General features: G+C 71.5%; 25 protein-coding genes. 11 read left to right on the top strand and 14 right to left on the bottom strand.

What is annotated here, in order from left to right; all coding sequences use genetic code 11:
* Positions 1-48: 48 nt before the first annotated feature.
* A complete protein-coding gene (locus tag ACZ60E_RS38150) occupies positions 49-969 on the bottom strand; it encodes an AEC family transporter (protein ID WP_384800154.1) in 921 nt (306 codons plus the stop codon).
* A 302-nt stretch (positions 970-1271) separates the two neighbouring features.
* Between ACZ60E_RS38150 and ACZ60E_RS38155 the strand changes: the two genes are divergently transcribed.
* Positions 1272-1658, top strand: a complete 387-nt coding sequence (locus ACZ60E_RS38155) for an STAS domain-containing protein (RefSeq protein WP_469446526.1) — start codon at positions 1272-1274, stop codon at positions 1656-1658.
* Here ACZ60E_RS38155 and ACZ60E_RS38160 read toward each other — a convergent pair.
* Positions 1542-2564 carry a sigma-70 family RNA polymerase sigma factor gene (locus tag ACZ60E_RS38160; RefSeq protein ID WP_384800148.1) on the bottom strand — a complete coding sequence of 341 codons (1023 nt, stop codon included), beginning with the start codon at positions 2562-2564 and terminating at the stop codon, positions 1542-1544. The two genes, ACZ60E_RS38155 and ACZ60E_RS38160, sit on opposite strands and share 117 nt — an antisense overlap.
* A 186-nt stretch (positions 2565-2750) precedes the next feature.
* Positions 2751-4058 (bottom strand): MFS transporter, encoded by a 1308-nt coding sequence (locus tag ACZ60E_RS38165; RefSeq protein ID WP_469446528.1) that lies wholly within the window; start codon positions 4056-4058, stop codon positions 2751-2753.
* A 62-nt stretch (positions 4059-4120) separates the two neighbouring features.
* On the opposite strand from ACZ60E_RS38165, the gene ACZ60E_RS38170 reads away from it, so the two are divergent.
* Positions 4121-5074 carry a LysR family transcriptional regulator gene (locus tag ACZ60E_RS38170; RefSeq protein ID WP_384800142.1) on the top strand — a complete coding sequence of 318 codons (954 nt, stop codon included), beginning with the start codon at positions 4121-4123 and terminating at the stop codon, positions 5072-5074.
* A gap of 89 nt (positions 5075-5163) precedes the next feature.
* Positions 5164-5508: a hypothetical protein gene (locus ACZ60E_RS38175; RefSeq protein WP_384800139.1), complete on the top strand. Its 345-nt coding sequence runs from the start codon at positions 5164-5166 to the stop codon at positions 5506-5508.
* A gap of 49 nt (positions 5509-5557) precedes the next feature.
* Here ACZ60E_RS38175 and ACZ60E_RS38180 read toward each other — a convergent pair whose 3' ends face one another.
* Positions 5558-6535 carry an AraC-like ligand-binding domain-containing protein gene (locus ACZ60E_RS38180; protein ID WP_453791999.1) on the bottom strand — a complete coding sequence of 326 codons (978 nt, stop codon included), beginning with the start codon at positions 6533-6535 and terminating at the stop codon, positions 5558-5560.
* 375 nt (positions 6536-6910) lie between these two features.
* Between ACZ60E_RS38180 and ACZ60E_RS38185 the strand changes: the two genes are divergently transcribed.
* Entirely contained in the window at positions 6911-7384 is a 474-nt protein-coding gene (locus ACZ60E_RS38185; RefSeq protein ID WP_469446531.1) for a hypothetical protein, read from the top strand.
* 232 nt (positions 7385-7616) lie between these two features.
* On the opposite strand, the gene ACZ60E_RS38190 is transcribed toward ACZ60E_RS38185, so the two are convergent.
* Positions 7617-8378 carry a dienelactone hydrolase family protein gene (locus ACZ60E_RS38190; protein WP_469446533.1) on the bottom strand — a complete coding sequence of 254 codons (762 nt, stop codon included), beginning with the start codon at positions 8376-8378 and terminating at the stop codon, positions 7617-7619.
* Positions 8379-8491: 113 nt separating this feature from the next.
* On the opposite strand from ACZ60E_RS38190, the gene ACZ60E_RS38195 reads away from it, so the two are divergent.
* Both ACZ60E_RS38195 and ACZ60E_RS38200 read left to right on the top strand, forming a co-directional pair.
* Positions 8492-9646 carry an adenosine deaminase gene (locus tag ACZ60E_RS38195; RefSeq protein ID WP_469446535.1) on the top strand — a complete coding sequence of 385 codons (1155 nt, stop codon included), beginning with the start codon at positions 8492-8494 and terminating at the stop codon, positions 9644-9646.
* 125 nt (positions 9647-9771) lie between these two features.
* Positions 9772-10122, top strand: a complete 351-nt coding sequence (locus ACZ60E_RS38200; protein WP_384800126.1) for an ATP-binding protein — start codon at positions 9772-9774, stop codon at positions 10120-10122.
* An 81-nt stretch (positions 10123-10203) separates the two neighbouring features.
* Here the strand turns inward: ACZ60E_RS38200 and ACZ60E_RS38205 are convergent, their stop codons facing one another.
* The 5 genes from ACZ60E_RS38205 to afsQ1 form a co-directional block, all read right to left on the bottom strand.
* Entirely contained in the window at positions 10204-10407 is a 204-nt protein-coding gene (locus ACZ60E_RS38205) for a PspC domain-containing protein (protein ID WP_107020361.1), read from the bottom strand.
* Between the two features lie 101 nt (positions 10408-10508).
* On the bottom strand, positions 10509-11075 hold the full coding sequence (locus tag ACZ60E_RS38210; RefSeq protein ID WP_469446538.1) for a VanZ family protein: 567 nt from the start codon (positions 11073-11075) through the stop codon (positions 10509-10511).
* Between the two features lie 158 nt (positions 11076-11233).
* Positions 11234-11800 (bottom strand): hypothetical protein, encoded by a 567-nt coding sequence (locus ACZ60E_RS38215; protein WP_469446581.1) that lies wholly within the window; start codon positions 11798-11800, stop codon positions 11234-11236.
* Between the two features lie 185 nt (positions 11801-11985).
* Complete coding sequence (locus tag ACZ60E_RS38220) at positions 11986-13590, bottom strand: ATP-binding protein (RefSeq protein ID WP_384800119.1); 1605 nt, start codon at positions 13588-13590, stop codon at positions 11986-11988.
* On the bottom strand, positions 13587-14264 hold the full coding sequence (afsQ1, locus tag ACZ60E_RS38225; protein WP_099505496.1) for a two-component system response regulator AfsQ1: 678 nt from the start codon (positions 14262-14264) through the stop codon (positions 13587-13589). Before afsQ1 ends, ACZ60E_RS38220 begins: the two co-directional genes overlap by 4 nt.
* A 320-nt stretch (positions 14265-14584) precedes the next feature.
* On the opposite strand from afsQ1, the gene ACZ60E_RS38230 reads away from it, so the two are divergent.
* On the top strand, positions 14585-15346 hold the full coding sequence (locus ACZ60E_RS38230; RefSeq protein WP_384800115.1) for a SigE family RNA polymerase sigma factor: 762 nt from the start codon (positions 14585-14587) through the stop codon (positions 15344-15346).
* A 436-nt stretch (positions 15347-15782) separates the two neighbouring features.
* Here the strand turns inward: ACZ60E_RS38230 and ACZ60E_RS38235 are convergent, their stop codons facing one another.
* Complete coding sequence (locus ACZ60E_RS38235; protein WP_469446541.1) at positions 15783-16454, bottom strand: uridine kinase; 672 nt, start codon at positions 16452-16454, stop codon at positions 15783-15785.
* 127 nt (positions 16455-16581) lie between these two features.
* Between ACZ60E_RS38235 and ACZ60E_RS38240 the strand changes: the two genes are divergently transcribed.
* Positions 16582-16986: a hypothetical protein gene (locus ACZ60E_RS38240; protein WP_384800109.1), complete on the top strand. Its 405-nt coding sequence runs from the start codon at positions 16582-16584 to the stop codon at positions 16984-16986.
* Positions 16987-17104: 118 nt separating this feature from the next.
* Here the strand turns inward: ACZ60E_RS38240 and ACZ60E_RS38245 are convergent, their stop codons facing one another.
* Genes ACZ60E_RS38245 through deoC form a run of 3 tightly spaced genes read right to left on the bottom strand, consistent with a single transcriptional unit; the run spans position 17105 to position 20449 of the window.
* Entirely contained in the window at positions 17105-18040 is a 936-nt protein-coding gene (locus ACZ60E_RS38245) for an aldehyde dehydrogenase family protein (protein WP_469446542.1), read from the bottom strand.
* The gene (locus ACZ60E_RS38250; RefSeq protein WP_469446544.1) at positions 18033-19484 is read right to left on the bottom strand and encodes an aldehyde dehydrogenase family protein; all 1452 of its coding nucleotides are present in this window, start codon (positions 19482-19484) and stop codon (positions 18033-18035) included. Before ACZ60E_RS38250 ends, ACZ60E_RS38245 begins: the two co-directional genes overlap by 8 nt.
* Positions 19485-19489: 5 nt before the next feature.
* Positions 19490-20449 carry a deoxyribose-phosphate aldolase gene (gene deoC / locus ACZ60E_RS38255; RefSeq protein WP_384800100.1) on the bottom strand — a complete coding sequence of 320 codons (960 nt, stop codon included), beginning with the start codon at positions 20447-20449 and terminating at the stop codon, positions 19490-19492.
* A 314-nt stretch (positions 20450-20763) separates the two neighbouring features.
* On the opposite strand from deoC, the gene ACZ60E_RS38260 reads away from it, so the two are divergent.
* The 3 genes from ACZ60E_RS38260 (at position 20764) to ACZ60E_RS38270 (ending at position 24319) form a co-directional block, all read left to right on the top strand.
* Positions 20764-21432 (top strand): PH domain-containing protein, encoded by a 669-nt coding sequence (locus ACZ60E_RS38260; RefSeq protein ID WP_469446546.1) that lies wholly within the window; start codon positions 20764-20766, stop codon positions 21430-21432.
* A gap of 237 nt (positions 21433-21669) precedes the next feature.
* Entirely contained in the window at positions 21670-23343 is a 1674-nt protein-coding gene (locus tag ACZ60E_RS38265; protein ID WP_469446547.1) for a hypothetical protein, read from the top strand.
* A 169-nt stretch (positions 23344-23512) separates the two neighbouring features.
* A complete protein-coding gene (locus ACZ60E_RS38270) occupies positions 23513-24319 on the top strand; it encodes a hypothetical protein (protein WP_469446583.1) in 807 nt (268 codons plus the stop codon).
* Positions 24320-24371: the final 52 nt, after the last annotated feature.

Consider the following 24371-nt stretch of genomic DNA (forward strand, 5'->3'; position numbering starts at 1 on the left):
CGACCACCGGTCCCGTTCCGCGATTCCGGGGCGACGGTCCGGGGGACATCACCCCAGCAGTGCCGCGATCACCACCAGCACCGGTACCGCCAGCATCGTCGACAGCAGGATCGACTCGCGGGCCAGGACCTCGCCCACGCGGTAGCGCGAGGCGTAGGTGAAGAGGTTCTGGGCGGCCGGCAGGGCCGAGGTGACGACCACGTCCAGCAGCGGCTCGCCCCGCAGGCCGAAGACCCCCGCCGCCAGGGCCCAGGCCGCCAGGGGCTGGCCCACGGACTTCAGGGCCACGGAGAGCAGTACGGGCGCCCGATCCGCGCCGCGGCCCGGCATCGTGCTGCCGCACAGGGAGATGCCGAAGGCGAGCAGCACGGCCGGTACGGACATGTTGCCGATCAGGGTCAGCGGGTCCATGACGGGCCCCGGGACGGTCAGCCCCGTCGCCGAGACCGCCACTCCGGCCAGTGAGCCGATCCCGACGGGGTTGCGCAGGGGAGCGGTGACCTGCCGCCACAGTGGCTGCTTCTCGCCCGCGCCCGACAGATCGAGGACCGTCAGCGCGACCGGCGTCATCACGATCTGCTGGAACAGCAGGACCGGCGCGACGAGTGAGGCGTCCCCGAGGACGTACACGGCGATCGGGATACCGAGATTGCCCGCGTTGACGTAACTGGAGCAGAGCGCGCCGATCGTCGTCCGGCCCACGCCCCAGCGGCGTACGGCACCGACCGCGACGAAGACCCCGGCCACCGCGAACGTGCTGACCGCCGTCACCAGCAGCCGGTTCGACAGGATCACCGACAGGTCGGCCCGCGCGAGGGTGGTGAAGAGCAGCGCGGGCGTGGCGACGTGGAACGCGAGCTTGGTCAGCACCTCCCGCCCGTTGTCACCGAGATACCCGCGACGCCCGATCAGATACCCGACCGCGATGACGACGGCGATGACGGCGAACCCGTTCAGCACCCCCTGCACGGCACCTCCAGCGGGCCCGGTGATTCATGGGTCATACACCCAACCCTAGGGCCGGGGGGAGCCCCCACCGGCTGTGGGGCCCGTCTTTCAGGGGCGCGGGGAACGGCGCGGATCACCCCCACCGGCCGCCAGCCGACGATCGACCGGCTCTTCAGGGGCGCGGGGAACGGCGCGGGTCACCCCCACCGGCCGTCAGCCGACGATCAACCGGCTTTTCAGGGGCGAGGGGAACGGCGCGAGCAACCCCCACCGGCCCGCACCCGACAACAGCCCAGCCGACCGCAGGTCGCAACGCTCAAGCGATGAGTTCCGCGCCCCGTCACGGTCTACCGCACGTGGACGCCACGACACCCCCCGTACTCGTACTGCCCGGCCCCGTCACCAAGGACGACGTGCCGAGGCTCTGCGAAGCCGTGCGCACACGGCTGCAGGACACCACGGCCCGCGTCGTCGTCTGCGACGTCCAAGACCTGGGCCCACCAGGCCTGACGACCGTCGACGCCCTGGCAAGGATGCAGCTCGCGGCCCGCCGCGCCGGAGGCCGCCTCAGACTCCGCGCCCCGGACCCGGCCCTACGGGCGCTGCTCGCCCTCGTCGCCCTGCCCTTCGAGGTGGAGCGGCAGCCCGAACAGCGGGAACCACCGCTGCGTGTCGAGGAAGCAGTGGAATCCCGTGATCCGCCCCTCTGATATCTCCAGGACCTGCACGGCCCACGCCGTCCGGCCGCCCGTCTCGGGATCCGGCTTGTACTGGGCGAAGCCCGGCAGTCCGTTCACCGCGACCGGGACCAGATGGGAGTCCGCGCAGGCCGCGCCGAGCGTCGTCATGAAGCCCGTGATGTCCGAGGGCCCGGTCAGCCACAGGTCGAACGGCGGCATCGTCATCACGGCGTCCTCGTGCAGGAGGGCCGTCAGCGCCGCCATGTCGTACCCCTCGAAGGCGGCCACATAGCGGTCGAGCAGTTTCTGCTGCTCCTCGTCGAGCGGATCGGAGGTGACGGCCCGCGCCGCCGCGCTCCCGCTGCCGCTCTCCGAGAGCGTCGCCCGCGCCCGCTGCAGCGCGCTGTTCACGGAGGCGACCGTCGTGCCGAGCAGCTCGGCCACCTCGCTCGCCTTCCACGCCAGCACCTCACGCAGGATGAGCACGGCCCGCTGCTTGGGCGGCAGTTGCTGCAGGGCGGCCATGAAGGCGAGGCGCACCGACTCCTTGGCGACGGCGGCCTCGGCCGGGTCGGCGACCGTCGGCAGCACGCGCGCGTCCGGCATCGGCTCCAGCCAGGTGTTGTCCGCGCGCGGCGTCAGGGCGGCCTGCGCGAGGGGCGTCGAGTCCGTCAGATCCATGGGCCGGGCCCGTTTGTTGCCGGCGGTCAGCATGTCCAGGCAGACGTTCGTCGCGATCCGGTACAGCCACGAACGCATCGAGGAGCGGCCCTCGAACTTGTCGTAGCTGCGCCAGGCACGCACCAGCGTGTCCTGGACCGCGTCCTCGGCCTCGAAGGACGAGCCGAGCATCCGGTAGCAGTACCCCGTCAGCTCGACCCGGTGCTTCTCCAGCCGGACATCGAGGTCTTCCACCGTCGCCGTACCGTCGCTCATAGCCAACCCACCCCTGTGGCCTTGTCCGCCGTGCGAGCGTCGCCCCATTGCGACACCGGCACTCCGGAAGCTACCGCAGCCCACTGACAATGGCCCCCCGAGACGGAAAAGGTGCAGGTCAGGACAGTTACTGTCCTGACCTGCACCCACATGTGCGCCGGTTGCCCCCGGTGAGTCCCGGGTCTGTCAGTGCTGCACCGCCACCAGCCGCCGCTGCGTCCGGGCCGCGTGCGACCCGAGCACCGTGATGCCGACGACCCCGACGACCGCCAGCAGGTCGAGCGAGACCGTCCCGGCCCAGCCGCCGGAGTGGTAGGCGACCGCGCCGAGCGTGCCGCCCGCGCTGGAGCCCAGGTAGTACGCGGACTGGTACAGCGCCGAGGCCTGGGCGCGGCCCTCCTTCGCCGTGTGGCTGACGGAGGAGGACGCCACCGCGTGCCCGGCGAAGAACCCGGCCGTGATCAGCACGAGACCGAGCAGCACGAGCGGTATCGAGTCGGCCAGGGACACCAGCAGACCCGCGGTCGTCGTGGCGCCCGCGAGGTACAGCGCGCCGCGCCTGCCGAGCCGGCCCACCAGCTTTCCGGCGGTCGACGCCGAGACCGTACCGACCAGGTAAACCAGGAAGATCGAGCCGATGAGGCCCTGGGGGAGGGAGAACGGGGCGTCGGTGAGGCGGTAGCCGATCACGGTGTAGACGGCGCCGAACACCGTCATGAACAGCGCGCCGATCGCGTACAGCCTGCGCAGCAGCGGGTTCGCGAGGTGGTCGCGGACCGTGCGGGCCAGCGCCGCGGGGTGCAGCGATCCCGCCTTGAAGTGCCGGGGCGCCGGGAGCAGCAGCCGGAAGGCGACCGCGCAGCCCACCGCGATCACGCCGATCGTCCCGACGGCGACCCGCCAGCCCCATTCCTGCGCGACCCAGCCGGTGATGACCCGGCCGCTCATCCCGCCGACGCTGTTGCCCGCGACGAACAGGCCGATGGCGGTGATCAGCGCCTTCGGCCGTACCTCCTCCGCCAGGTACGCCGTCGCCGAGGCGGGCAGTCCGGCCAGTGCCGCGCCCTGGACGGCCCGCAGTGCGACCAGCCAGCCGACCGAGGGGGCGAAGGGCACGAGCAGTCCGACGGTCACCGCGACCGCGAGGGACGCCGTCATCAACGTACGCCGTCCGAATCGCTCGGAGAGCGCGCTCAGCGGCAGGACGAACAGGGCCAGTGCGCCGGTCGCCGCCGACACCGTCCAGCTCGCGGTGCTCGCCGTGACCCCGAAGTCGTGCGAGATCAGGGGGAGGAGGGCCTGGGTGGAGTAGAGGAGCGCGAAGGTCGCGACCCCGGCGAGGAAGAGGGCGAAGCTCATCCGGCGGTAGCCGGGTCCGCCCGGGGTCAGCCGGGTGTCGACGGGGACCACTTCGGTGGGGGCGACGGTTTCGGTGCGAGCGGCGGCGGAGGGGGCGACCACGCTGGTGGACGCCCCGGTACTGGCGGAAGGCATGTTTCGAACCTAAAGTCCTCCCCGTCATCCGTCCAATGCATGGAATCGTCATAATCGTTCCCGTGATGCATCAACAGAGGTCAGAGGGTCGCCTGTCACCATCCGGTGACACAGAAGACATCGTCGCCGTGCTCGCCCCGCGTCTGGCGTACTTCGCCGGGGTCGCCCGCACCGAGCATGTGACGCGGGCCGCGCAGGAGATGCAGGTCCCGCAGTCGACGCTGTCCCGGGCGATGGTCCGCCTCGAACAGGACCTGGGGGTGGACCTCTTCGCCCGCCGGGGCCGCACGGTCTCCCTCACCCCGGCCGGCCGCACGTTCCTCGGCTCCGTGGAGCGGGCGCTCGCCGAGATCGAGCGGGCCGCCGACGAGGTACGGGCCGACGCCGACCCCGCCACCGGAAAGGTCGCCTTCGGCTTTCTGCACACCATGGGCTCCGAGACGGTCCCGGCGCTGATCCGGGCCTTCCGCGTCGACCACCCCCGCGTCCGCTTCAGCCTGGTCCAGAACTACGGCGAGGCGATGATCGAGCGCCTGCGCTCCGGCGAACTCGACCTCTGCCTCACGTCCCCCGTCCCGGACGCCCCCGATCTGGTGGGCCGCCGCCTGGACGAGCAGAAGCTCCGTCTGGTGGTCCCGGCCGACCACCGCCTGGCCTCCCGCCGCCGTATCCGCCTCGCGGAGGCCGCCGAGGAGGCATTCGTGACCCTGGAACCCGGCTACGGCCTGCGCCGCATCACCGACGACCTGTGCCGGCAGGCGGGCTTCCGCCCGCGGATCGCCTTCGAGGGCGAGGAGGCGGAGACCCTGCGCGGCCTGGTGGCGGCGGGCCTGGGAGTGGCCCTCCTGCCCCCGCCGGCCGTCCCCCGCCCGGGGGTGGTGGAACTGACGGTCACGGCCCCCCGGGCGGCCCGGGAGATCGGGGTCGCGTGGCTGGACGGCCACCCGGACACCCCGCCGGTGGCGGCCTTCAAGAAGTTCCTGCTGTCGAGAAGGGGCAACCTGCTCCCGGAGTGAGCAGGCCGGTTTCGTTCCGCCCCGGTGGCCGGAACCGGTCGTTACCTCGCCCCGGCCGGTCCGTTGGACGGATCATGAATACCTCACGCATGACCAGGACACTGGGCGCCCTGATCGCCACCGCCCTGCTGGCACTCTTCGTGCCCGCCACCACCGCCCACGCCGCCGAGTGCGGGGTCCGCTCCGACGGCCGTCTGTACTGCGGCAACACCGTGGGCGCGAAGGGCTACGCGGACCGCTCCTACCGCTCGGCCACCCGCGGCACGCTCAACACCGGGTTCAACTGGTTCGTGTGCTGGGGTCACGGCGATCCGCACCAGGGCCAGAACGACATCTGGTACTGGACCCAGCTCGACAACGGCTCCTGGGGCAACGTCCCCGCTGTCTCGCTGAAGACCGGCCAGGACCCGGCGACCGGCCTGCGCCAGTGCTGAGGCCGTAGTCCGTTCCGGCTGCCGCCCGACCGCGGTCGGGCGGCAGCCCTCACCCGGGGAAGCGCGGGCCGTCGTGGCGGTTCTGCTCGCGCCAGGCCCGGGGCGAGATTCCGTAGGCCCGTTTGAACACCTTGCTGAAGTGGGTCGCGTCCACGAAGCCCCACCGTCGTCCCGTCGCCGCGACGGTCCGCAGCCGAGCGTTCGGCCCGGCCAGCTCCCGCCGGCATTCGGCCAGGCGGCGTGCGCGGATCCAGTCCCCGAGGCTGATGCCCGACCGGGACAGCACGGCGTACAGGTGGCGTACGGAGATTCCGTGCGCGGCGGCGATCCGTGCCGCCGACAGATCGGGGTCCGCCAGGTGCGCCCGGATCCAGTGGGTGATCCGCAGGCTCAGTGTCGCCTCCAGCGGCTCCCTGGCACGTGCGGAGTCACCGTGCTGGGACGTCAGGACGGCACGGAGGAGTTCGATGCTCGGTTCCACGACGGCCTCGGCGTGCACGCCGAGCTGCAGTTCTTCGTCGGCGGCCAGTTGGGAGAAGTAGGTGGAGGCGAGGCGCGCGACGGAATTGCCGGGTCCCAGAGTGATCGCGCTGACGTCCCGTAACAGCCGCTCGGGAAGTGCGAGCGCGGCGCGGGGGAGACGGAAGAAGTGGTGGTCGACTCCCTCGTCGAAGAGGAGCGTGTAGGGAGCGACCGATTCGTACACGGCGAAGTCTCCCGGCCCCAGCAGGCATTCGCGGCCGTTCTGCACCACCAGGCTGGTGCCCGACATCTGCAGGCCGAGGAAGACGAGCGGTTCCTCGTCCTCCCGGGCCAGTTGCTCGGTCCGGCGGACGGTGACCGAGGTCGCCCGCGCCGAACAGATCCTGAGGGGCCCGAAGCTGCCGAGCCCTATGCGGACGGAGATGTCCTCCGCCGGGACGGGATGGTCGATGTCGACCGCCACCACGGACTCCCACACCGCGTGCCGGACCACTTCCTCCCGGTCCCGCGGCGGCATGAGCGCGGTGTCCAGAACAGGGCTCATGCGGCGAGCCGTCGTCTGTATCGGTCGTGAAGCAGGCCGGACGACACCTCGGACGGTTCCCCCACAAGACACCCCTCCGCACGGCCGGTTCCCGACGTCATTTTGACAGGATTCGTCAATCCCCCGCAACGGCACCGGCGGCCGTACCCGCAGGTCCGCCAGCTGATACGACGTCAATTCCTGGCTGTGCACCATGGACAAAGTTCCCTGCACGAATGACAAAGTCCGCGGCCCGTGACGGTTCTAGGGTCCAGAGCGAGGCCGTCATTCCTGTCGAAGGACGAGGGGAGCAGCAATGCTCACCGAAGAAGTGCGTGCCTGCTGAAGGAAGAATTCCGCTGCGTTTTCGCGGCTCACCGAATTGAAGGGACACGCATGACCCTCCGCGCGATACGTACCCGCCTGGGCGCCACCGCCCTCGCCGTCACCGCCCTTGCCACCGGTGCCGTGACCATGAGTGCCTCACCCGCCTCCGCCGACACCATGCACGGCTGCTCGTACCCGCGTGTGTGTCTGTACGACGGCTCCTACGCGAGCGGCAGCATCTTCAGCTATTACCAGGACACGACCTACCAGGCCATCATCGGCGGCGGGAACCGGGTGGACGCGGTCGTCAACACCCGTAACGACGACTCCGTCTGGCTGATCGACCAGGGCGCTTCCCCGGACGCGTACATCTGCATCCCGCGGAACACCGCCGTCAACCTCGGCAACTACACCCACCCCAACGGCACCACCTGGGCGAACGACGCCGACGCCATCAAGATATGGGGAGACCCGGACACCGGGACGTGCAGCGGCACCTTCCAGGTCAAGCAGGGGCGCGTCGCCGACGGCTGGCGCCCCTGACGGCCGCGGGGGCCGTCCCCGGGTGCCGACGGCCGGGGACGGCCCCCGCGGGCCGCACCGCGCCGCGGTCGGCACACCAGCGGCTGGAACACCGTGTCGACGATCTCCTCCAGGACCTTGTCGCCCACGGGGGTGGGGGGGGGGGGGGGGGGGGGGCCCCCCCCCCCCCCCCCCCCCCGCCGCGCCCCCCCCCCCCCCCCCGCCCCCCCCCCCCCGCCGGCCACGGCGGGCGCTAACGTCGGAGCGAGCGTCCGAAGCCGGAGGCGAGTGGCATTCGCAGGCCCAGTGGTGGCGGGGCCGCGAGCGCGTCCTCCACGGGTCGTGAGAACGCCCGCCCGAACAGCGCCCCCATCACGAAGTCCTCGGCGAGCGCGTGCACTTCGTCGCGGAACGCGTGCAGCGCGTGCCGGTCCGAGTGCACCTCGAACCGGCAGATGTCCCGGTTCGCCTTCTTGGCCCGCGCCGCGAGCCGGAACGACAACTCGGGGTCGGTCCGCTGGTCGTTGGTGCCGTGCACGATCAGCACCCGCCGCCCCGCGAGCTGTTTCACCGGTTCGGGCGGTGCCGCGACATCCTCCTCGGGCAGCCAGGGGGACAGTGCGAGCACGGAGTTGACGGCGTCGTGGCCGCCCGCGCGCAGGGCGGCCCGCCCGCCCATGTCCACCCCGGTGAGGCAGACGGGCACGTCCCCGTACCGCCGTACGACCTCGTCCGCGGCCCACGTGGCGTCCTGTGCCAGATGTGCCTCGCTCCCGTTCCAGCCGCGGAACCGGTAGTGCACCACGTGCACCGCCAGCCCCTCCGTGCGTCCCGCGCGGGTGAGCCGGCGGCCCAACGCCCTGACGGACGCGGCCGCCAGCATCGGTGAAGGTCTGCGGGACGAGGTCTCCTTGCCGCCCGGCAGCAGCAGCACCACGCCGCTCACCGCCGTCGGCTCCGTGCCGAGCGCCCGCCCCAGCCGTGCCGTGCGAACCGGCGTCGCTTGCTGTGCCATGACAAAACAGTGTCAGAAGTAATGGTGTACGCCATCCGTCCGCACGGTCACCGTTACATATCGACGGATCCGCGCAAGGAGAGATCTACGCGCGTAGGCGTTAGAGTGCGGAAATGACGAGCCAGACCAAGAACACCCCGAGCTCGGAGCAGATCCGCCGGGCGCCGAAGGTCCTGCTGCACGATCACCTGGACGGCGGCCTGCGCCCCGGGACGATCGTCGACCTCGCCCGTGACGCGGGCTACGCGGGCCTCCCGGAGACGGACGCCGACAAGCTCGGCATCTGGTTCCGCGAAGCCGCCGACTCCGGTTCGCTGGAGCGGTACCTGGAGACCTTCGCGCACACCTGCGCCGTCATGCAGACCCGCGAGGCGCTGGTGCGCGTCGCCGCCGAGTGCGCCGAGGACCTCGCCGAGGACGGCGTCGTCTACGCCGAGGTGCGGTACGCGCCCGAGCAGCACCTCGAAGCCGGGCTCACCCTCGAAGAGGTCGTCGAGGCCGTCAACGAGGGCTTCCGCCAGGGCGAACGGCTGGCCCGCGAGAACGGCCACCGCATTCGCGTCGGCGCCCTGCTCACCGCCATGCGGCACGCGGCCCGCGCCCTGGAGATCGCCGAACTGGCCAACCGCTACCGGGACTTGGGCGTCGTCGGCTTCGACATCGCGGGCGCCGAGGCGGGCTTCCCGCCCACCCGTCACCTGGACGCCTTCGAGTATCTGAAGCGGGAGAACAACCACTTCACGATCCACGCGGGCGAGGCCTTCGGGCTGCCCTCCATCTGGCAGGCGCTCCAGTGGTGCGGCGCCGACCGGCTGGGCCACGGCGTGCGCATCATCGACGACATCCAGGTGCAGGACGACGGCACGGTGAAACTGGGCCGCCTCGCCTCGTACGTACGCGACAAGCGGGTGCCGCTGGAGCTGTGCCCCAGTTCCAATCTCCAGACGGGCGCCGCCGACTCGTACGCCGAGCACCCCATCGGGCTGCTGCGGCGGCTGCACTTCCGGGCGACCGTGAACACCGACAACCGTCTGATGTCCGGCACCAGCATGAGCCGGGAATTCGAGCACCTGGTCGACGCTTTCGGTTATGCGCTCGACGACATGCAGTGGTTCACAGTCAATGCGATGAAATCAGCATTCATTCCTTTCGATGAACGACTGGCCATGATCAATGACGTGATCAAGCCCGGTTATGCCGAGCTGAAGTCCGAATGGCTGTTCCAGCAGACCGCCTCCACCAGCGGTTCTGTGCGCGACGAGGGCTGAAGTCGAAGGACGGGAAGCGGCCGGGTGATGACGACTCGGCCGCTTTTCGATGTTTGCGGGGCGCGCTCGCACGTGATTACCGTTTCGGACCGCTCGAATCCCCGTCACAGCATGCAAGGACGAAGATGAAGCAGTCTGCTGCCAAGACCCTCGGTGTCGCCGCTCTCGGTGCCGCCTTCGCCGCCGCCGGAGCCGGCGCCGCCAACGCCGCTCCCGCGCTCCCCGAGGTCCCGGCGCTCGGCAACGCCACCAGCACGCTGCCGGTCGACGGCCTCGCCTCGGCCCTGCCCGGCACGGGCGAAGCGGTCACCCAGGGCCAGAACGCGCTCGGCAGTGCTGTCACCGCCGCCCAGCCGGCCGTCGCGAACCTCCTCGCCGAAGGTCCTGCCGCGCCCGTCGCCGGTCTGCTCGGCGGACTGCCCATCCAGGGCCTGCCCACCCACGGCGCGCCGGTCAACGGCATCCCGCTGGGCTGAACCCGGCCCGCACCGCCTTCGTACGCGCCGATGGGGCGCACCCCCGCTCGGGTGCGCCCCATCGGCATGCTCAGGTACGCGTCACCAGGCCGTGCGGGTCGCCTTGCCCTCTGCGGGGAAGAGGATCCACAGGGCTATGTAGAGCAGGAACTGCGGGCCGGGCAGCAGACAGGAGACCAGGAAGATCACGCGCATCGTGGTCGCGGAGGTGCCGAAGCGCCGAGCCAGCGCGGCGCACACTCCGCCGATCATCCGGCCGTCGGTCGGGCGGGCAAGGCGGTTCATTGCGACTCCTTCGTGAGCGTCGTCCGATGGGTGCGGGGCTTCCGGTGCGGTCGCCCCGTCTGACATCCACAGTACGGATACGAAGAGTCACGGGCGTCACTCTATGGAGCGATACCGACCCTGGGAATCGTCGGGGTCAGACCCTGAGTCGACTCCTCCACCGCTTCCCTGCGGCGCAGCGCGGCGGCCTTGCGCCGCAGCACGGCCCGGCGGCGCAGCGCGGCCCGCCCGGCGGGCACGAAGGCGAGATGGGCCAGTGCCACACCCACGGTGTTCAGCAGCAGCGAGTCCACGTCGACGACCTGGCCGGGCACCCCGGTCTGCAGGAGCTCGATGCCCAGCGACAGCAGCGCGCCCGCGGCGACCGTCCGCAGCAGGGACAGCAGCGGGGAGACGGCAAGCCGGCCGCCCGTGAGGGGCAGCAGCACCCCGAGCGGGGCGAGCAGCAGCAGACCCTTGCCGATGGCGTGGGCCGCCGCCCCGGGGCCCATCGCCAGATCGGCCCTGATGCCGGCGAACGGCCGCAGGTTCGCGGCGCTCACCCAGGGGACGTCCAGGGGCCGCAGCGTGACCCAGGCGACAAGCGCGAGATGTGCGACGAGGAGGAGACCTCCCGTCACACGGACGCGGTTCACGGCGGTTCCGCCGTTCAAGCCTTGACGCTGCACGACCCCAAGGACGCGACCACCGGCAGGATCGGTTCCGTGTGACGGCGGCGCTTGGTCCGCACGGGTGAGGCGTGCGCCACAGACGGGCTCCGGCCGACCGCCTCAGGACAACCCCGGAAAGCCCCGGAAAGCCCCCCCGCCCGCGGTACGGGAAGGGCTCAGGCCCTGTCGGTCCGCGTGGAGGGCGGGGTCTCCGTGCCCGGCCGCGTACGCACGGCCTCCGTGCACTCGTAGCGCCGTGAGGCGTCGTCGCCGGGGCCGCCCAGGGTCACCGTGCCGTCGTCGGAGGCGGCCTCGGAGTCGCTGAAGGTGCAGATGATCTGTGCCAGCGCGTACGGGGTCAGGTCCGCGGGTGCCGTGCTCAGCCGGAGCGCGTCGCCCGGGTCGGTGCGCTGCGGGCCGGCCACGGTGAGGCCCTTGGGCACGGTCGTGGAGTAGTTCGCCTGCTTCTCGGCGTCCGAGGGGGACTGGGAGAGCTCGTCGAGGAGGGCCTGCGCGGCGCGTACCCGGTCCGTCTCGGCGGGACCCGCCCCGATGCGTACGGTCCGGTCGACGGGCGCGAGCTGGGAGGAGCAGACGAGGAAGACCTGCACGAGGATGCCGCGCGAGGACTGCGTACCGATGTCGGGTCCGGTGAGCGCGCACGGCACCCGGGAGGGCGCGGGCCCGAAGTCGGTCGGCACCTCCGTCGCCCGGATCCCGCACCCGGCCAGCGCCAGAGCCATGGCCAGCAGCGGCACGGCGAGGGCCGGACGGACCGCACGGACAGCGCGGGCCGCTCGGACGGTACGGAGCGCTCGGGCCGCGCGCAGGGCTCGTGTCACAGGCGGCGTACGCGGCGTACGCGGCGCACGCGGGGCGCGTATGCCCTGTGCGTCCCGCGTGTCCGGCGTGTCCTGTCGTACGGGCATCACACGCCCCCCTCGGTGCGGTCGGCGTCGGCCCGGTGCGCGTCCTCGGCCGCCGGGTCGCCGTGGTCCCCGTCGTCCTCGGGATCCTTCGGCTCGGAGGAGTCGAGCGGCAGGCGCAGGGTGAAGACCGCGCCGCCCTTGGGCGAGTTCGCGGCGGTGATCTCGCCGCCGTGGATGTGGGCGTTCTCCAGGGCGATGGACAGGCCCAGGCCGCTGCCCTCGGAGCGCGGCCGGGAGGCGCTCGCCTTGTAGAAGCGGTCGAAGACGTGCGGCAGGACGTCCTCGGGGATGCCGGGGCCGTGGTCCCGCACCGCGATGACCAGGTCGGCGCCCTCCTCGCGCACGCACACGCGCACCGGGGAACCGCCGTGCTTGAGGGCGTTGCCGATGAGGTTCGCCATGATGACGTCCAGGCGGCGCGGGTCGACGTGCGCCATGATGCCGCGCGGGGCGTCCAGTTCGACCGCGTCCAGCCAGGCGCGTACGTCGATGCACGCGGTGATCTGGTCGGCGATGTCGACGGTGTCGGAGACGAGCCGGGCGGTGCCCGCGTCGAAGCGGGTGACCTCCATCAGGTTCTCCACGAGGTTGTTCAGCCGCCGGGTCTCGCTGACGACGAGCCGTACGGCGGGCTCGATCATCGGGTCGACGCTGCCGGTCTCGGCGTCGAGCTCCTCCTCCAGCACCTCGGTCACCGCGGTGATCGCGGTCAGCGGTGTCCGCAGCTCGTGCGACATGTCCGCCACGAACCGCCGGGACGCCTCGTCACGGGCGCTCATGTCCGCGACCCGTTTCTCCAGCGACTCCGCCGTCCGGTTGAACGTCCGTGACAGATCGGCGAGTTCGTCCGTCCCGGACACCCGCAGCCGGGTGTCGAGCTTGCCCTCGCCGAGCCGCCGGGCGGCGGTCCCCAGCCGGTGCACCGGCTTCAGCACGGTCGTCGCGGCGGCCTGCGCGAGCAGCGCCGAGCCGATCAGCGCGAGCCCGGTCGCGATCCCCAGCGACCAGGCGAGCGAGTTGAGGTCCTTGGCCTCCGGCTCAAGCGACTTGAGCATGTACCCGGTCGGCCCGCCGCCGATCACCTTGGCACCGCCCACCAGATACGGCTTGTCGCCCTGCACGGTCCGCTGCCAGTACAGGTGGTACGCGTACTTGTTGTGCGAGGAGATCTTCTGTTCCTTGTTCACCGCCTTCTGGAGGGACTGCGGTACGTCCTCCAGCGTGAAGGTGTCCAGGTCGGAGTTGCCGCGGACGGCCGTGCCGTTCTCGTCCTCGGCGATCAGCAGCACACTGAAGCGCTGGCTGCTGTTCGCCATCTGCCCCGCGGCGCGCTGCAGTTCACCCTGCGTGGGGTGCTGCCGCAGCGTGCTGGCGCGGGTCTGCATCGCCTGCTGGAAGTCGCCGAGCACCGCGTCCTGCGTACGGGTGAGCACCGCCTCGCGGTTGAGCCAGTACGCGATCCCGGACGCCGACACGGCGGCGGTCAGCGCGACGAGCCCGAACACCACGACCAGCCGCAGCCGAAGGCTGGTGAAGCGCAGCCCCGCCATGACCGTCCGACGGGCCGCCGCCCAGCCACGGAGCTTGTCCTGCGGTTTGGTCACTGAGGATTGTCCAGCCGGTAGCCGACGCCGCGCACGGTACGGATCAGGGTCGGCGAGGACGGCACGTCCTCCACCTTGGCGCGCAGCCGCTGCACACACGCGTCGACGAGCCGCGAGTCGCCGAGGTAGTCGTGCTCCCACACCAGCCGCAGCAGCTGCTGCCGGGACAGGGCCTGGCCGGGCCGCCGGCTCAGTTCGAGCAGCAGCCGCAGCTCGGTGGGCGTCAGCTGCAGGTCCTCGCCGTTCTTCGTCACGGTCATCGCGGCGCGGTCGATCACCAGCGAACCGAAGGTCGCCGAGTCGTTCGCCTCACGCTCGCCGCGGCGCAGCACGGCCCGGATCCGGGCGTCGAGCACCCGCCCCTGCACCGGTTTGACCACGTAGTCGTCGGCGCCGGACTCCAGCCCGACCACGACGTCGATGTCATCGCTGCGCGCGGTCAGCAGGATGATCGGCAACTGGTCCGTACGCCGGATACGGCGGCACACCTCGAATCCGTCGATGCCGGGCAGCATCACGTCGAGAACGATCAGATCGGGCCGTTGCTCGCGCAACAGCTTCAGACCGTCCTCGCCGGTGGCAGCGGTGGCCACCCGGTGTCCCTGGCGCGTCAGCGAGAGCTCCAGGGCCGTCCGGATGGCGTCGTCGTCCTCGATCAGCAACAGGGAAGGCACGGACGTCATTCTGTCCCATGACGTGGGCGGGTATCGACTGTTGGAGCGCTCCCACACATGTCCCGCGTACGAGTGCGTGGCCGAGGCGTGCCGAGTGTGCCGGATGAGTAGCCGTACGGCGCTTCTCTGTGATCGGTCTGTGGGAAATCGAGGACCGACCCCTGTGACAGGTCTGTGACAGTCGGGGGACACCGTCATGAAGTGGCCCCGGCAAGCTTTTGGTCACAAGCACGGAAGCACCGCAGCGAAGCCGGCGACACGGTCGGCCACGAAGCAGACGAAGTACCGGAGAACCGGAACTCCACGACGGGGGGCGCGAGATGAACACGCTGCACAGCACCAACACTGGCGCAGTTGTCACGCGGCTCCACGACGTCACGAGGAGCACCGAGAAGTCCGGTGCCGTGAGCGGGCGGGGGTGCGCTCGCGGCACCGGGCGTCAGCACACCGGGTCGTACATGACGGTGGTTGACGCACACACGGGGGGAAGCGGCACGGGGGTCGCCCACGGGGGTACGGGGGCGGCGTACGGGGAGGTCACGGGGGAGCGGCACTCGGTGTCGGAGGCGGAGTTCACCGCCTACGTCCAGGAGCGCCGCGCCTCCCTGTACGCGACCGCCTACCACCTGACCGGTGACCGTTTCGAGGCCGAGGACCTGCTGCAGAGCGCCCTCTTCTCGACGTACCGGGCGTGGGACCGCATCAGTGACAAGGCCGCGGTCGGGGGCTACCTCCGCCGCACGATGACCAATCTGCACATCAGCGCGTGGCGCCGCCGCAAGCTGAACGAATATCCGACCGAGGAGCTGCCGGAGACGGCCGGCGACACGGATGCGATGCGCGGCACGGAGCTGCGCGCGGTCCTGTGGCAGGCGCTCGCCCGGCTTCCGGAACTCCAGCGCACCATGCTGGTCCTCCGCTACTACGAGGGCCGCACGGACCCGGAGATCGCGGAGATCCTCGACATCAGTGTCGGCACGGTGAAGTCCAGCATCTGGCGGTCGCTCCGCCGGCTGCGCGAGGACGACGTCCTCAGCTTCGGCCGTGACGAGGAGGAGTCCTTCGGGGAGCTCGTCGCCTGAAGGCTGAGGGGGGTTGTCCGTCACTCCGGGGGGAGGCGTCGGGCAGCACAAGAAGTTCGTCACTTCGGGGGAGGTGACGAACGGTTACGGGGGAAGTCCGCAACTCCGGGGGGAGGTGGCGGACGACAAGGGGCGGTCCGTCACTTCGGGGGAGGCGACGGACGGCTCGGGGGAACAACGGGGAGCAACACCGAGGGGAACCAACGGGGTCCGGGGGGACCACGGGGGAGCACGCGGGGGAACAGAAAGAGCAGCGGGACCGGAGGGGCCGGGGGGCCCAACCGGTCCCGCTGCTTTTTTGCTTTTAGGGGGCGCGGGGAACGGCGCAATCTTTCGCTCTTGAGGGGCGAGGGGAAGGGCGCAGTCTTTCGCTTTTCAGGGGCGCGGGGAACGGCGCAATCCTTTGCCTTTAAGGGGCGCGGGGAACTGCGCGAGCTCAGCCCCCACTCACCCGCACGTCACCCGCAACCTCCGTCGCGGAGCGAGACGCCGCGGAGCGGGAGGCGGACGCGAGCCGATCAAGCGCCTCGTCGCGATCACACGCGTACGCGCCGAGCGAGGTCTGCCGCGACACGATCGCCCGCTCGTCCCGCATCAGCCGCCACCCCCGCCGGAGAAGGAACGCCACGGACTTCCGGCCCTCACGAAGATCCCGCAGGAACCGCCGCCGGAACGTCGTCACGGCCCCCCGGCTCAGACAGAGCGCGTCGGCCAGCACCCCCGCCTCCCGGCACCGCTCCACTATCTCCGCCGCGAAGATGCCCTCGGCGATGAAGACCGGGGTCCCCTCGAAGTCGACGACCTCGGCACCCGTGCGCGCGCTCAGCGAAATGTCGTACACGGGAACGCTCGTACGCCCCGTCCCGCACAGCTCCGCGATCGCCGCGACGGCCGCGTCCGCGTCCCAGGACAGCGGATGGTCCCAGTCGATGTCCGAACTCCCCGCCACCTGCGGCAGCGTCGGGTCGTGGCCCTCCTTGTAGAAGTCGTCGAGCCGCAGCACCGGAAGGCCGGAGCGGGCCGCGAGAAGGGACTTGCCGGAGCCGGAGGGGCCGCACAGCAGTACGACACGTGCGGTTGCCGGGGAATTCGGGAGAGGAGAACTCACGAGACACCAGTGTGCGGCATCATGCGCTCCCGGCCGAGCCCGCGGGTCGCCTTTGGAACGCACGTCACCCCTCAACTACCCTACGTGTCGACCTGATTACTCAACGCATCAGAAGGTGGCAGCAGCGATGGCACGACACACGGCCTACCAGAACCCGACCGCCCGGCGCGCGTTGCTGGCCCTCACCACCGCGGGGATCGCGGTCGGCGCCGGTGCGACCGCGGCGGTCGCGGACACCGACCCCGTGGTGGACGTGATCCGTACGCGCCCGACCTCGCTGGGCACCGTCGACCCGCAGGCCGGACTGCAGGCACTGACCGGGACGGTCGGTTACGTGACCGGTCCGGTCGCGGGCCTGAAGCCCAACCCGCTGGCGGGCACGGGCGTCGACCCGCTCGACAACGGGCTCGGCACGCAGATCGCCGACTTCCCGCCGATGGCGACGACCATGCTGACCGCGCCGATCGCGCAGGCCCAGTCGCTGGGCAGCGTCCCGGTGGTGGGCCAGGTGACGACCCTGCTGGGCGCCTGAACCACGAGCGTCCACGAGCCCCTCGGCGGGCGAGAGAGAGCCGCGCCTCCCCCGGACGGTGGGGATGCGCGGCTCTCCCGCTCGGGCGGGCCGGACACCGGCCCGGTGGGGCGTCGCCTCAGTAGGACGAGCCCGACGCGCCCAGCGCCCCCGTGGGGTGCCAGACCGTCTTCGTCTCCAGGAACGCCGTGAGGCGGTCGGTGCCGGGCGCGGCGAAGTAATCCACAGGCTGTGGACGGACCACGCGCTTGAGGTTGTCGGCCGCCGCGATCTCCAGTTCCTTCGCGAGTTCCTCGTCGGCGCCGGCCAGGTCGATCGCGTTGACGTCCTGGTGGGCGGCGAGCGGGGCCGCGATCTCCGCCGTACCGCCGGTGAGGAGGTTCACCACGCCGCCCGGGACGTCCGAGGTCGCCAGGACCTCGCCCAGCGACAGTGCGGGGAGCGGGGACTTCTCGCTCGCGATCACGACCGCCGTGTTGCCGGTCGCGATCACCGGGGCGAGCACGGAGACCAGCCCGAGGAACGACGACTCCTGCGGGGCGAGGACCGTCACGACACCCGTCGGCTCGGGGGACGAGAGGTTGAAGAAGGGGCCCGCCACCGGGTTCCCGCCGCCGACGACCTGGGCGATCTTGTCGGTCCAGCCCGCGTACCAGACCCAGCGGTCGATCGCCGCGTCCACCTGGAGAGCCGCCTTGGACTTCGAGAGACCCTCCGCGTCCGCGACCTCCCGTACGAACTGGTCCCTGCGGCCCTCCAGCATCTCCGCGACGCGGTAGAGGACCTGGCCGCGGTTGTACGCGGTCGCGCCGGACCAGCCGCCGAACGCCTTGCGGGCGGCGACGACCGCGTCACGGGCGTCCTTGCGGCTCGCGCGCGGCGCGTTGGCCAGCCACGTGCCCTTCGAGTCCGTCACCTCGTACACCCGGCCGCTCTCGGAACGCGGGAACTTCCCGCCGACGTACAGCTTGTAGGTCTTGAAGACGCTCAGGCGCTGCGGCGCGGCCTGTTCGGCCTGCTTGGCCTTCTCGGTGTTCTTCGGCTTGTCAGACATCGAGGTACGCCTCCAGGCCGTGGCGACCGCCCTCGCGGCCGTAGCCCGACTCCTTGTAGCCGCCGAACGGCGAGGTCGGATCGAACTTGTTGAACGTGTTGGACCAGATGACGCCCGCGCGCAGCTTGCTCGCGACCGCGAGGATCCGGGAACCCTTCTCGGTCCAGATGCCCGCCGAGAGTCCGTACTGGCTGTTGTTGGCCTTCGCGACCGCCTCGTCCGGGGTGCGGAACGTGAGGACGGACAGGACCGGGCCGAAGATCTCGTCGCGGGCGACGGTGTGCGCCTGGGTGACGTTCGTGAAGAGCGTCGGGGCGAACCAGTAGCCCGAGGAAGGCAGTTCGCAGGACGGCGACCAGCGCTCGGCGCCCTCCGCCTCGCCCTGCTCGACGAGCGAGGAGATCCGGGCGAGCTGCTCGGCGCTGTTGATCGCGCCGATGTCGGTGTTCTTGTCGAGCGGGTCGCCCAGACGCAGCGTCGAGAGCCTGCGCTTGAGGGAGTCCAGCAGCTCGTCGTGGATCGACTCCTGGACCAGCAGCCGGGAGCCCGCGCAGCAGACCTGGCCCTGGTTGAAGAAGATGCCCGTGACGATGCCCTCGACGGCCTGGTCGATCGGCGCGTCGTCGAAGACGATGTTCGCGCCCTTGCCGCCCAGTTCGAGCGTGACCTTCTTGTCCGTGCCCGCCACCTGGCGGGCGATGGCCTTGCCGACGGCGGTGGAGCCCGTGAAGGCCACCTTGTTCACGTCCGGGTGCTCGACGAGCGCCGCGCCCGTGTCGCCGTATCCCGGAAGGATGTTGACGACGCCCCTGGGCAGGCCCGCCTGGCGGCAGATGTCCGCGAAGAACAGGGCGGACAGGGGGGTCGTCTCGGCGGGCTTCAGCACCACCGTGTTGCCCGTCGCGAGGGCCGGGGCGATCTTCCAGGCCAGCATCAGGAGCGGGAAGTTCCAGGGGATGACCTGGCCGGCGACGCCCAGCGGACGCGGGTTCGCACCGAAGCCGGCGTGGTCGAGCTTGTCGGCCCAGCCCGCGTAGTAGAAGAAGTGCGCCGCCACAAGGGGGAGGTCGGCGTCCCTCGTCTCCTTGATGGGCTTTCCGTTGTCCAGCGTCTCCAGGACGGCCAGTTCGCGGCTGCGCTCCTGGATGATCCGGGCGATACGGAAGAGGTACTTGGCGCGCTCGGAGCCGGGCAGCGCGGACCACTTCCCGAAAGCCCTGCGGGCGGCCCCGACCGCACGCTCGACGTCCGCCTCGCCCGCCCGGGCGACCTCGGACAGGACCTCTTCGGTGCTCGGGCTGACGGTCTTGAAGACCTTGCCGTCGGCGGCCTCGGTGAACTCGCCGTCGATGAACAGGCCGTACGAGGGCGCGATGTCGACGACGGAGCGGGACTCGGGCGCGGGTGCGTACTCGAATGCGGATGACCGCTTCTCGATGGTCATGGTGATCAGTCCACCGTCACGTAGTCGGGGCCGGAGTAGCGGCCGGTGGCCAGTTTCTGGCGCTGCATCAGCAGGTCGTTGAGGAGAGAGGACGCGCCGAAGCGGAACCAGTGGTTGTCCAGCCAGTCCGCGCCCGCGGTCTCGTTGACCAGCACCAGGAACTTGACGGCGTCCTTCGTGGTGCGGATGCCGCCGGCGGGCTTCACTCCGATCTGGACCCCGGTCTGCGCACGGAAGTCGCGCACGGCCTCCAGCATCAGGAGGGTGTTCGCGGGCGTCGCGTTGACGGCGACCTTGCCCGTCGACGTCTTGATGAAGTCCGCGCCCGCCAGCATGCCGAGCCAGCTCGCGCGCCGGATGTTGTCGTACGTCGACAGCTCGCCGGTCTCGAAGATGACCTTCAGGCGGGCGGCGCCCGAGGCCTCCTTCACGGCGACGATCTCGTCGTACACCTTCAGGTACCTGCCCGCGAGGAACGCGCCGCGGTCGATGACCATGTCGATCTCGTCGGCGCCCGCCGCGACTGCGTCCCGCACGTCGGCCAGCTTCACGTCCAGCGCGGCGCGGCCGGCGGGGAAGGCGGTCGCTACGGAGGCGACCAGCACGCCGGAGCCGGCGACGGCCTCCTTCGCGGCGGCCACCATGTCGGGGTAGACGCAGACGGCGGCGGTCGTCGGGGCGGTGCGGTCCGTGGGGTCCGGGTGCACGGCCTTCGCGCCGAGCGCCCGGACCTTGCCGGGGGTGTCCGCACCCTCCAGCGTCGTCAGGTCGACCATCGAGATGGCGAGGTCGATGGCGTACGCCTTCGCGGTCGTCTTGATGGAACGGGTGCCGAGCGCGGCGGCGCGCGCCTCCAGGCCGACCGTGTCGACGCCGGGCAGCCCGTGGAGGAAGCGGCGCAGTGTGCTGTCTGACGCGGTCACGTCCGTGAATGCGTGGGCTGCGGTGGGGGCAGTGGTGGGCATGGTCACCACCCGAGCATATCTACGCGCGTAGCGGCTGTACACCCCCTGAGACGGTGTGGGGGCTGACCCGCGCCTCCCTGCGGGGCCCTGCTCGGGGATGTCGTCGTCTGCGGGTCCGGTGGGGGTTGCTCGCGCAGTTCCCCGCGCCCCTGGCTGGGGCCCCGTCAGGGGCGCGGGGAACTGCGCGGCCACCCCCCACCGGGCCGCAGCCGGCGACGGACGTACGGGGCGCGGGCCACCCCCGCAGACCCCCAGGCGGCAGCGCCGACACCCGCGGAGCGAAGCCCCTCGGAGGGGTCAGGCAGAATCGGGGTATGACGACCCCGGACCATCAGCCACCCGCACCGGACACCCCGGAACCCCAGTTCAAGGACAGGGTCTACCGGTCCCCCTCCGGTGTCGCCGGCGGCGCGCTGCTGCTCGGCATCGCGGCCTGGCTCGGTATCGACGCCCTGGTCACGGGCGAGGGCCGCACCCCCTGGGTCGCGCTGGCCACCCTGCTCCTGCTGGTCCCGCTGGTCGCCGCCTTCACCCTGCGCCCCGCGGTCTACGCGAACGAGCAGCGCATGCGTGTCCGTAACCCCTTCCGGGTGATCACGCTGCCCTGGGGAACGGTCGAGGCGTTCCGGTCCGGCTACTCGAACGAGGTGCTCGACACGACCGGCGCCAAGTACCAGGTCTGGGCGGTACCGGTCTCCCTCCGGGCCCGCAACCGGGCGGCCCGCAAGGAGGCCCGCGGCGGCGCGGCCGGCGGTCGCGGCCGTCTCGGCCAGCCCCGGCAGGCCCCGCACCCCACCCCCGTGGCCACCGGCCCCGTACGCGCGCAGGGCGACCAGATCATCGACGAGCTGCGCGAACTGGTCGAGGCGCACGGCAAGGACCCGCAGGCCCAGGGCGATGTCTCGGTGCGCTGGGCCTACGAGGTCGTGGCGCCCGCGGCGGCCGGAGCGGTCCTGCTGGCGATCCTCCTGTCAGTGGCCTGATCCCGCACACCACCCCACCGCCACCCCACACCACCCCACGCCCGTCGGCGTCACCCCGCCGCACTCCGAGCGAGCCCGCTTGAGGCGGATGGCCACGCCCGCCCGTACGAGAGGGCGGCACCCGCATCGGGCGCCGGGACGTCCGCCGGCCTGGGCGGGTCGTTTCGCTCGCTACTGTCACCACCGGTGCCCGCGCCGGTGTCGGCACCGGCGTTTCCACGCGATCCAGGAGTGCATGTGTCGTACGACGAGCCGCTGCGACTGCCCGTGGCCGCGATACCCGCCGACTGCCGGGACTGGACGGCGGGCCGGGCGGCGAACTGGTCGGCCGCGCTGCCGTCGCGCTGGACGTTCCTGCGGGTGCGCCGGTCGATCGCCGGAGCCGTGACCACCCTCGCGCTCTGCGCGGGCGCCTGGGCCGCGATGCTCGGCGGGCTGTGGCCGTTCGTCGCGGCGGGCTTCGCGGTGTACGTCCTGTGGGTGCTCGCGCGCCCCGAACTCGTCTGGGCCGGAGCGCCCGCGCTGCTCCTGGGGCTCGCGGTGCAGGCATCGTCCCTGCCGTGGGCGGTGACCGCCGTCGGGGCGTTCGTCGTGGTGGCCTCCTGGGCCGCCGTCGCCGTACGCCTGCGGGCCCGCGGCGCGCAGCTGGAACAGGCGCTGGAGGCCGCAGGGGACGGCACGGCACAGGTCCCCGACGGGCGGGCCCCGGTGCGGCGCGGCCGTTTCCTGCTCCCGCTCGGCCTGGTGGTGCTGGTGCTCGGTGTCCTCACCGGTGTCACCGCGCATCTGTGGGGCACGGTCGACGACCAGCGCGGTTCCTGGGTCATGGCCTTCTATCTGACGGGGCTCGGCCTGACCGCCCTGGTCTCGGCGTGGCTCGGCCGCCACCGGGCCGTCGCACTGCGCCGGGCCCCCGCACCCGTACTGCGTGTCCTGGTACGCGACGACGCGCAGGGCACCACGGAGGTGTACGCGGCGGACGACCTCGCGGCGCTGCGGCCCCTGTTCACGGTGGAACTGACCTCGTACGACGGCGAATCCGACGAGGACGACGAGGGCGAGGACGAGGACGGGACGGACGGTCCCGATGCCGGGGCCGGGGCCGAAGAACTGGAGCGGCTCCTCGACGCCGTCGACGACGACGTCCCCGGGCCGGTCCGCGAGGCCGTCCTCTTCGGGGCGCCCTTCGACGGCGCCGAGGTCGTGGTGCTCAGCGCCGACGAGGACCCGGACCAGCCGCCGCTGACGGAGTGGTCGGCGGGCCCGGTCCGCCCGTTGTCGCCGAGCGCCGGTGTGCGGCGCATCGCCAGGGAGAAGGCCCGCGAGGAGCAGAACCGTCAACTGGAGCGGCAGGCAAGGGAGTCGGTCGTGGACCGCGCGCCCGCGCCGGTGCGCCGCTGGCGTGCGGGCTGGCTGGACTGGGTGGCCGCCGCGCTGCTGGTGCAGTGGGGCGTCTGGCTCACCTGGGCCGGCTTCACCGAGGCCGAACTGCCCTCCTGGAAGCTGGGTCTGGCCGCGGCACTCGGTCTCTACGGAGCCGCCCGCGTCCCCGTGAAACTCGCCTGGCGCATCACCGCGGACCGCTCGGGCCTGTGGGTCACCGGGCTGCGCGGCCCCCGGCACGTGCCCTGGGACGACATCCGCTCCGTACGCCGCCGGTCCTTCGAGCTGAAGCTGCGCTGGCGGGGCGACGACTGGTCGGTCGCGGCGCCGCGCTGGGCGTGGTTCGAGCGCCGGCGCGGCCTGGTCCATCCGTACGACGCGCTGGCGGCCGAGTTGTCGGCCATGCGCGAGGACCCGGCGCTGCGCCCCACCGGCGAGAGCACCACCCCCGAACGAGGGCGCCCGCTCTGGCCGTTGGCCGTCGTACTCGCGCTGGTGTGGGCCGCGGTCCTGGTGGTGTGGGGCTGAGCGGAACGCGGCGGTCACGGCGGGCAACCGCAGCGGCGCCGGTGGCGACCTCAGGGGGAAATCCCGTCCCCCACCCAGGGAGTTCACCGTGCGCGGACGTCCGCACAACCCTCGGCTCAGCCGGCCCCACAGGCGCCTGGCGCGTCTGGTCACCGTCCTCGTCGCGCTCATCGCGCTGGCCGCCTCGCCCCTCACGCGGGCCGCCCCGGCGAAGGCCGCCGACCAGTGGAACCCGCCCGCGAACCTGGTGCAGCCGCTCAACGAGGTGTGGAACCACGTCTCGACGACCTACCCCGACCTCTACGGCTTCCGCAACTACGGCTGGGACCAGGTCATGGCCAACCGGGGAAGCATCAACTACTGCGTCCGCTGGGAGTCGGACGCGCCCGTCAGTACAGCCCTGCGGGACCAGATCCACACCGCCCTGAAGAAGCAGTTCGGCAAGTGGACGGCGGCCATGCTGGACAACGGCACCGGCCACAACGCCTGGCCGTACACCAGCGTGCCCGTCAACGTCGTCGGCTGGGCGGTCAAGAACCGCTCCACCCTCCAGTGGACCGACAACTCCGTCGACGTCTACGCCGGAAACCTCGACAGCGGCGGCGCCCCGCAGTGCGCGCCCGACTGCGGCCGGTTCTTCCACCAGGACGGCAACTACACGAAGTGTCCGGGCGGCGCGGCCCGCCACTACGATCAGTCCCTCTGGCTGACCAAGGGCTTCGGGGGCGGCGCGGGCGGCGACTGGGGCCAGCGCGTCGGCCAGGAGTACTTCACCGGCGCGCTGTCCCAGGAGGACATCCACATCTATCTGCACGAGGTCGGCCACACCTTCGGCCTCGACGACTTCTACGACTGGACGCCGACGGGCCAGTGCTGCTTCCTCATGAACGCGGGCAGCGCCACACAGATCACCGAGTTCGACAAGTGGATGTTCCGCGACTTCTGGCGCCACCTGAAGAGCCGGTACGGGCTCTGAGGAGGTGAAGGCGTGACGGACCGGCACTTCCGGTGGCGCCGGTCCGTCAGGC

It is taken from the genome of Streptomyces sp. NPDC102514 (assembly GCF_055584525.1).

Excerpts from the sequence above, each read along its gene's own strand:
- ACZ60E_RS38155 (WP_469446526.1), top strand. The coding sequence starts at position 1,272 with ATGAGTTCCGCGCCCCGTCACGGTCTACCGCACGTGGACGCCACGACA.
- ACZ60E_RS38160 (WP_384800148.1), bottom strand. The coding sequence starts at position 2,564 with ATGAGCGACGGTACGGCGACGGTGGAAGACCTCGATGTCCGGCTGGAG.
- ACZ60E_RS38165 (WP_469446528.1), bottom strand. The coding sequence starts at position 4,058 with ATGCCTTCCGCCAGTACCGGGGCGTCCACCAGCGTGGTCGCCCCCTCC.
- ACZ60E_RS38175 (WP_384800139.1), top strand. The coding sequence starts at position 5,164 with ATGACCAGGACACTGGGCGCCCTGATCGCCACCGCCCTGCTGGCACTC.
- ACZ60E_RS38180 (WP_453791999.1), bottom strand. The coding sequence starts at position 6,535 with ATGAGCCCTGTTCTGGACACCGCGCTCATGCCGCCGCGGGACCGGGAG.
- ACZ60E_RS38185 (WP_469446531.1), top strand. The coding sequence starts at position 6,911 with ATGACCCTCCGCGCGATACGTACCCGCCTGGGCGCCACCGCCCTCGCC.
- ACZ60E_RS38190 (WP_469446533.1), bottom strand. The coding sequence starts at position 8,378 with ATGGCACAGCAAGCGACGCCGGTTCGCACGGCACGGCTGGGGCGGGCG.
- ACZ60E_RS38195 (WP_469446535.1), top strand. The coding sequence starts at position 8,492 with ATGACGAGCCAGACCAAGAACACCCCGAGCTCGGAGCAGATCCGCCGG.
- ACZ60E_RS38200 (WP_384800126.1), top strand. The coding sequence starts at position 9,772 with ATGAAGCAGTCTGCTGCCAAGACCCTCGGTGTCGCCGCTCTCGGTGCC.
- ACZ60E_RS38205 (WP_107020361.1), bottom strand. The coding sequence starts at position 10,407 with ATGAACCGCCTTGCCCGCCCGACCGACGGCCGGATGATCGGCGGAGTG.
- ACZ60E_RS38215 (WP_469446581.1), bottom strand. The coding sequence starts at position 11,800 with ATGGCTCTGGCGCTGGCCGGGTGCGGGATCCGGGCGACGGAGGTGCCG.
- ACZ60E_RS38230 (WP_384800115.1), top strand. The coding sequence starts at position 14,585 with ATGAACACGCTGCACAGCACCAACACTGGCGCAGTTGTCACGCGGCTC.
- ACZ60E_RS38240 (WP_384800109.1), top strand. The coding sequence starts at position 16,582 with ATGGCACGACACACGGCCTACCAGAACCCGACCGCCCGGCGCGCGTTG.
- ACZ60E_RS38245 (WP_469446542.1), bottom strand. The coding sequence starts at position 18,040 with ATGTCTGACAAGCCGAAGAACACCGAGAAGGCCAAGCAGGCCGAACAG.
- ACZ60E_RS38250 (WP_469446544.1), bottom strand. The coding sequence starts at position 19,484 with ATGACCATCGAGAAGCGGTCATCCGCATTCGAGTACGCACCCGCGCCC.
- deoC (WP_384800100.1), bottom strand. The coding sequence starts at position 20,449 with ATGCCCACCACTGCCCCCACCGCAGCCCACGCATTCACGGACGTGACC.
- ACZ60E_RS38260 (WP_469446546.1), top strand. The coding sequence starts at position 20,764 with ATGACGACCCCGGACCATCAGCCACCCGCACCGGACACCCCGGAACCC.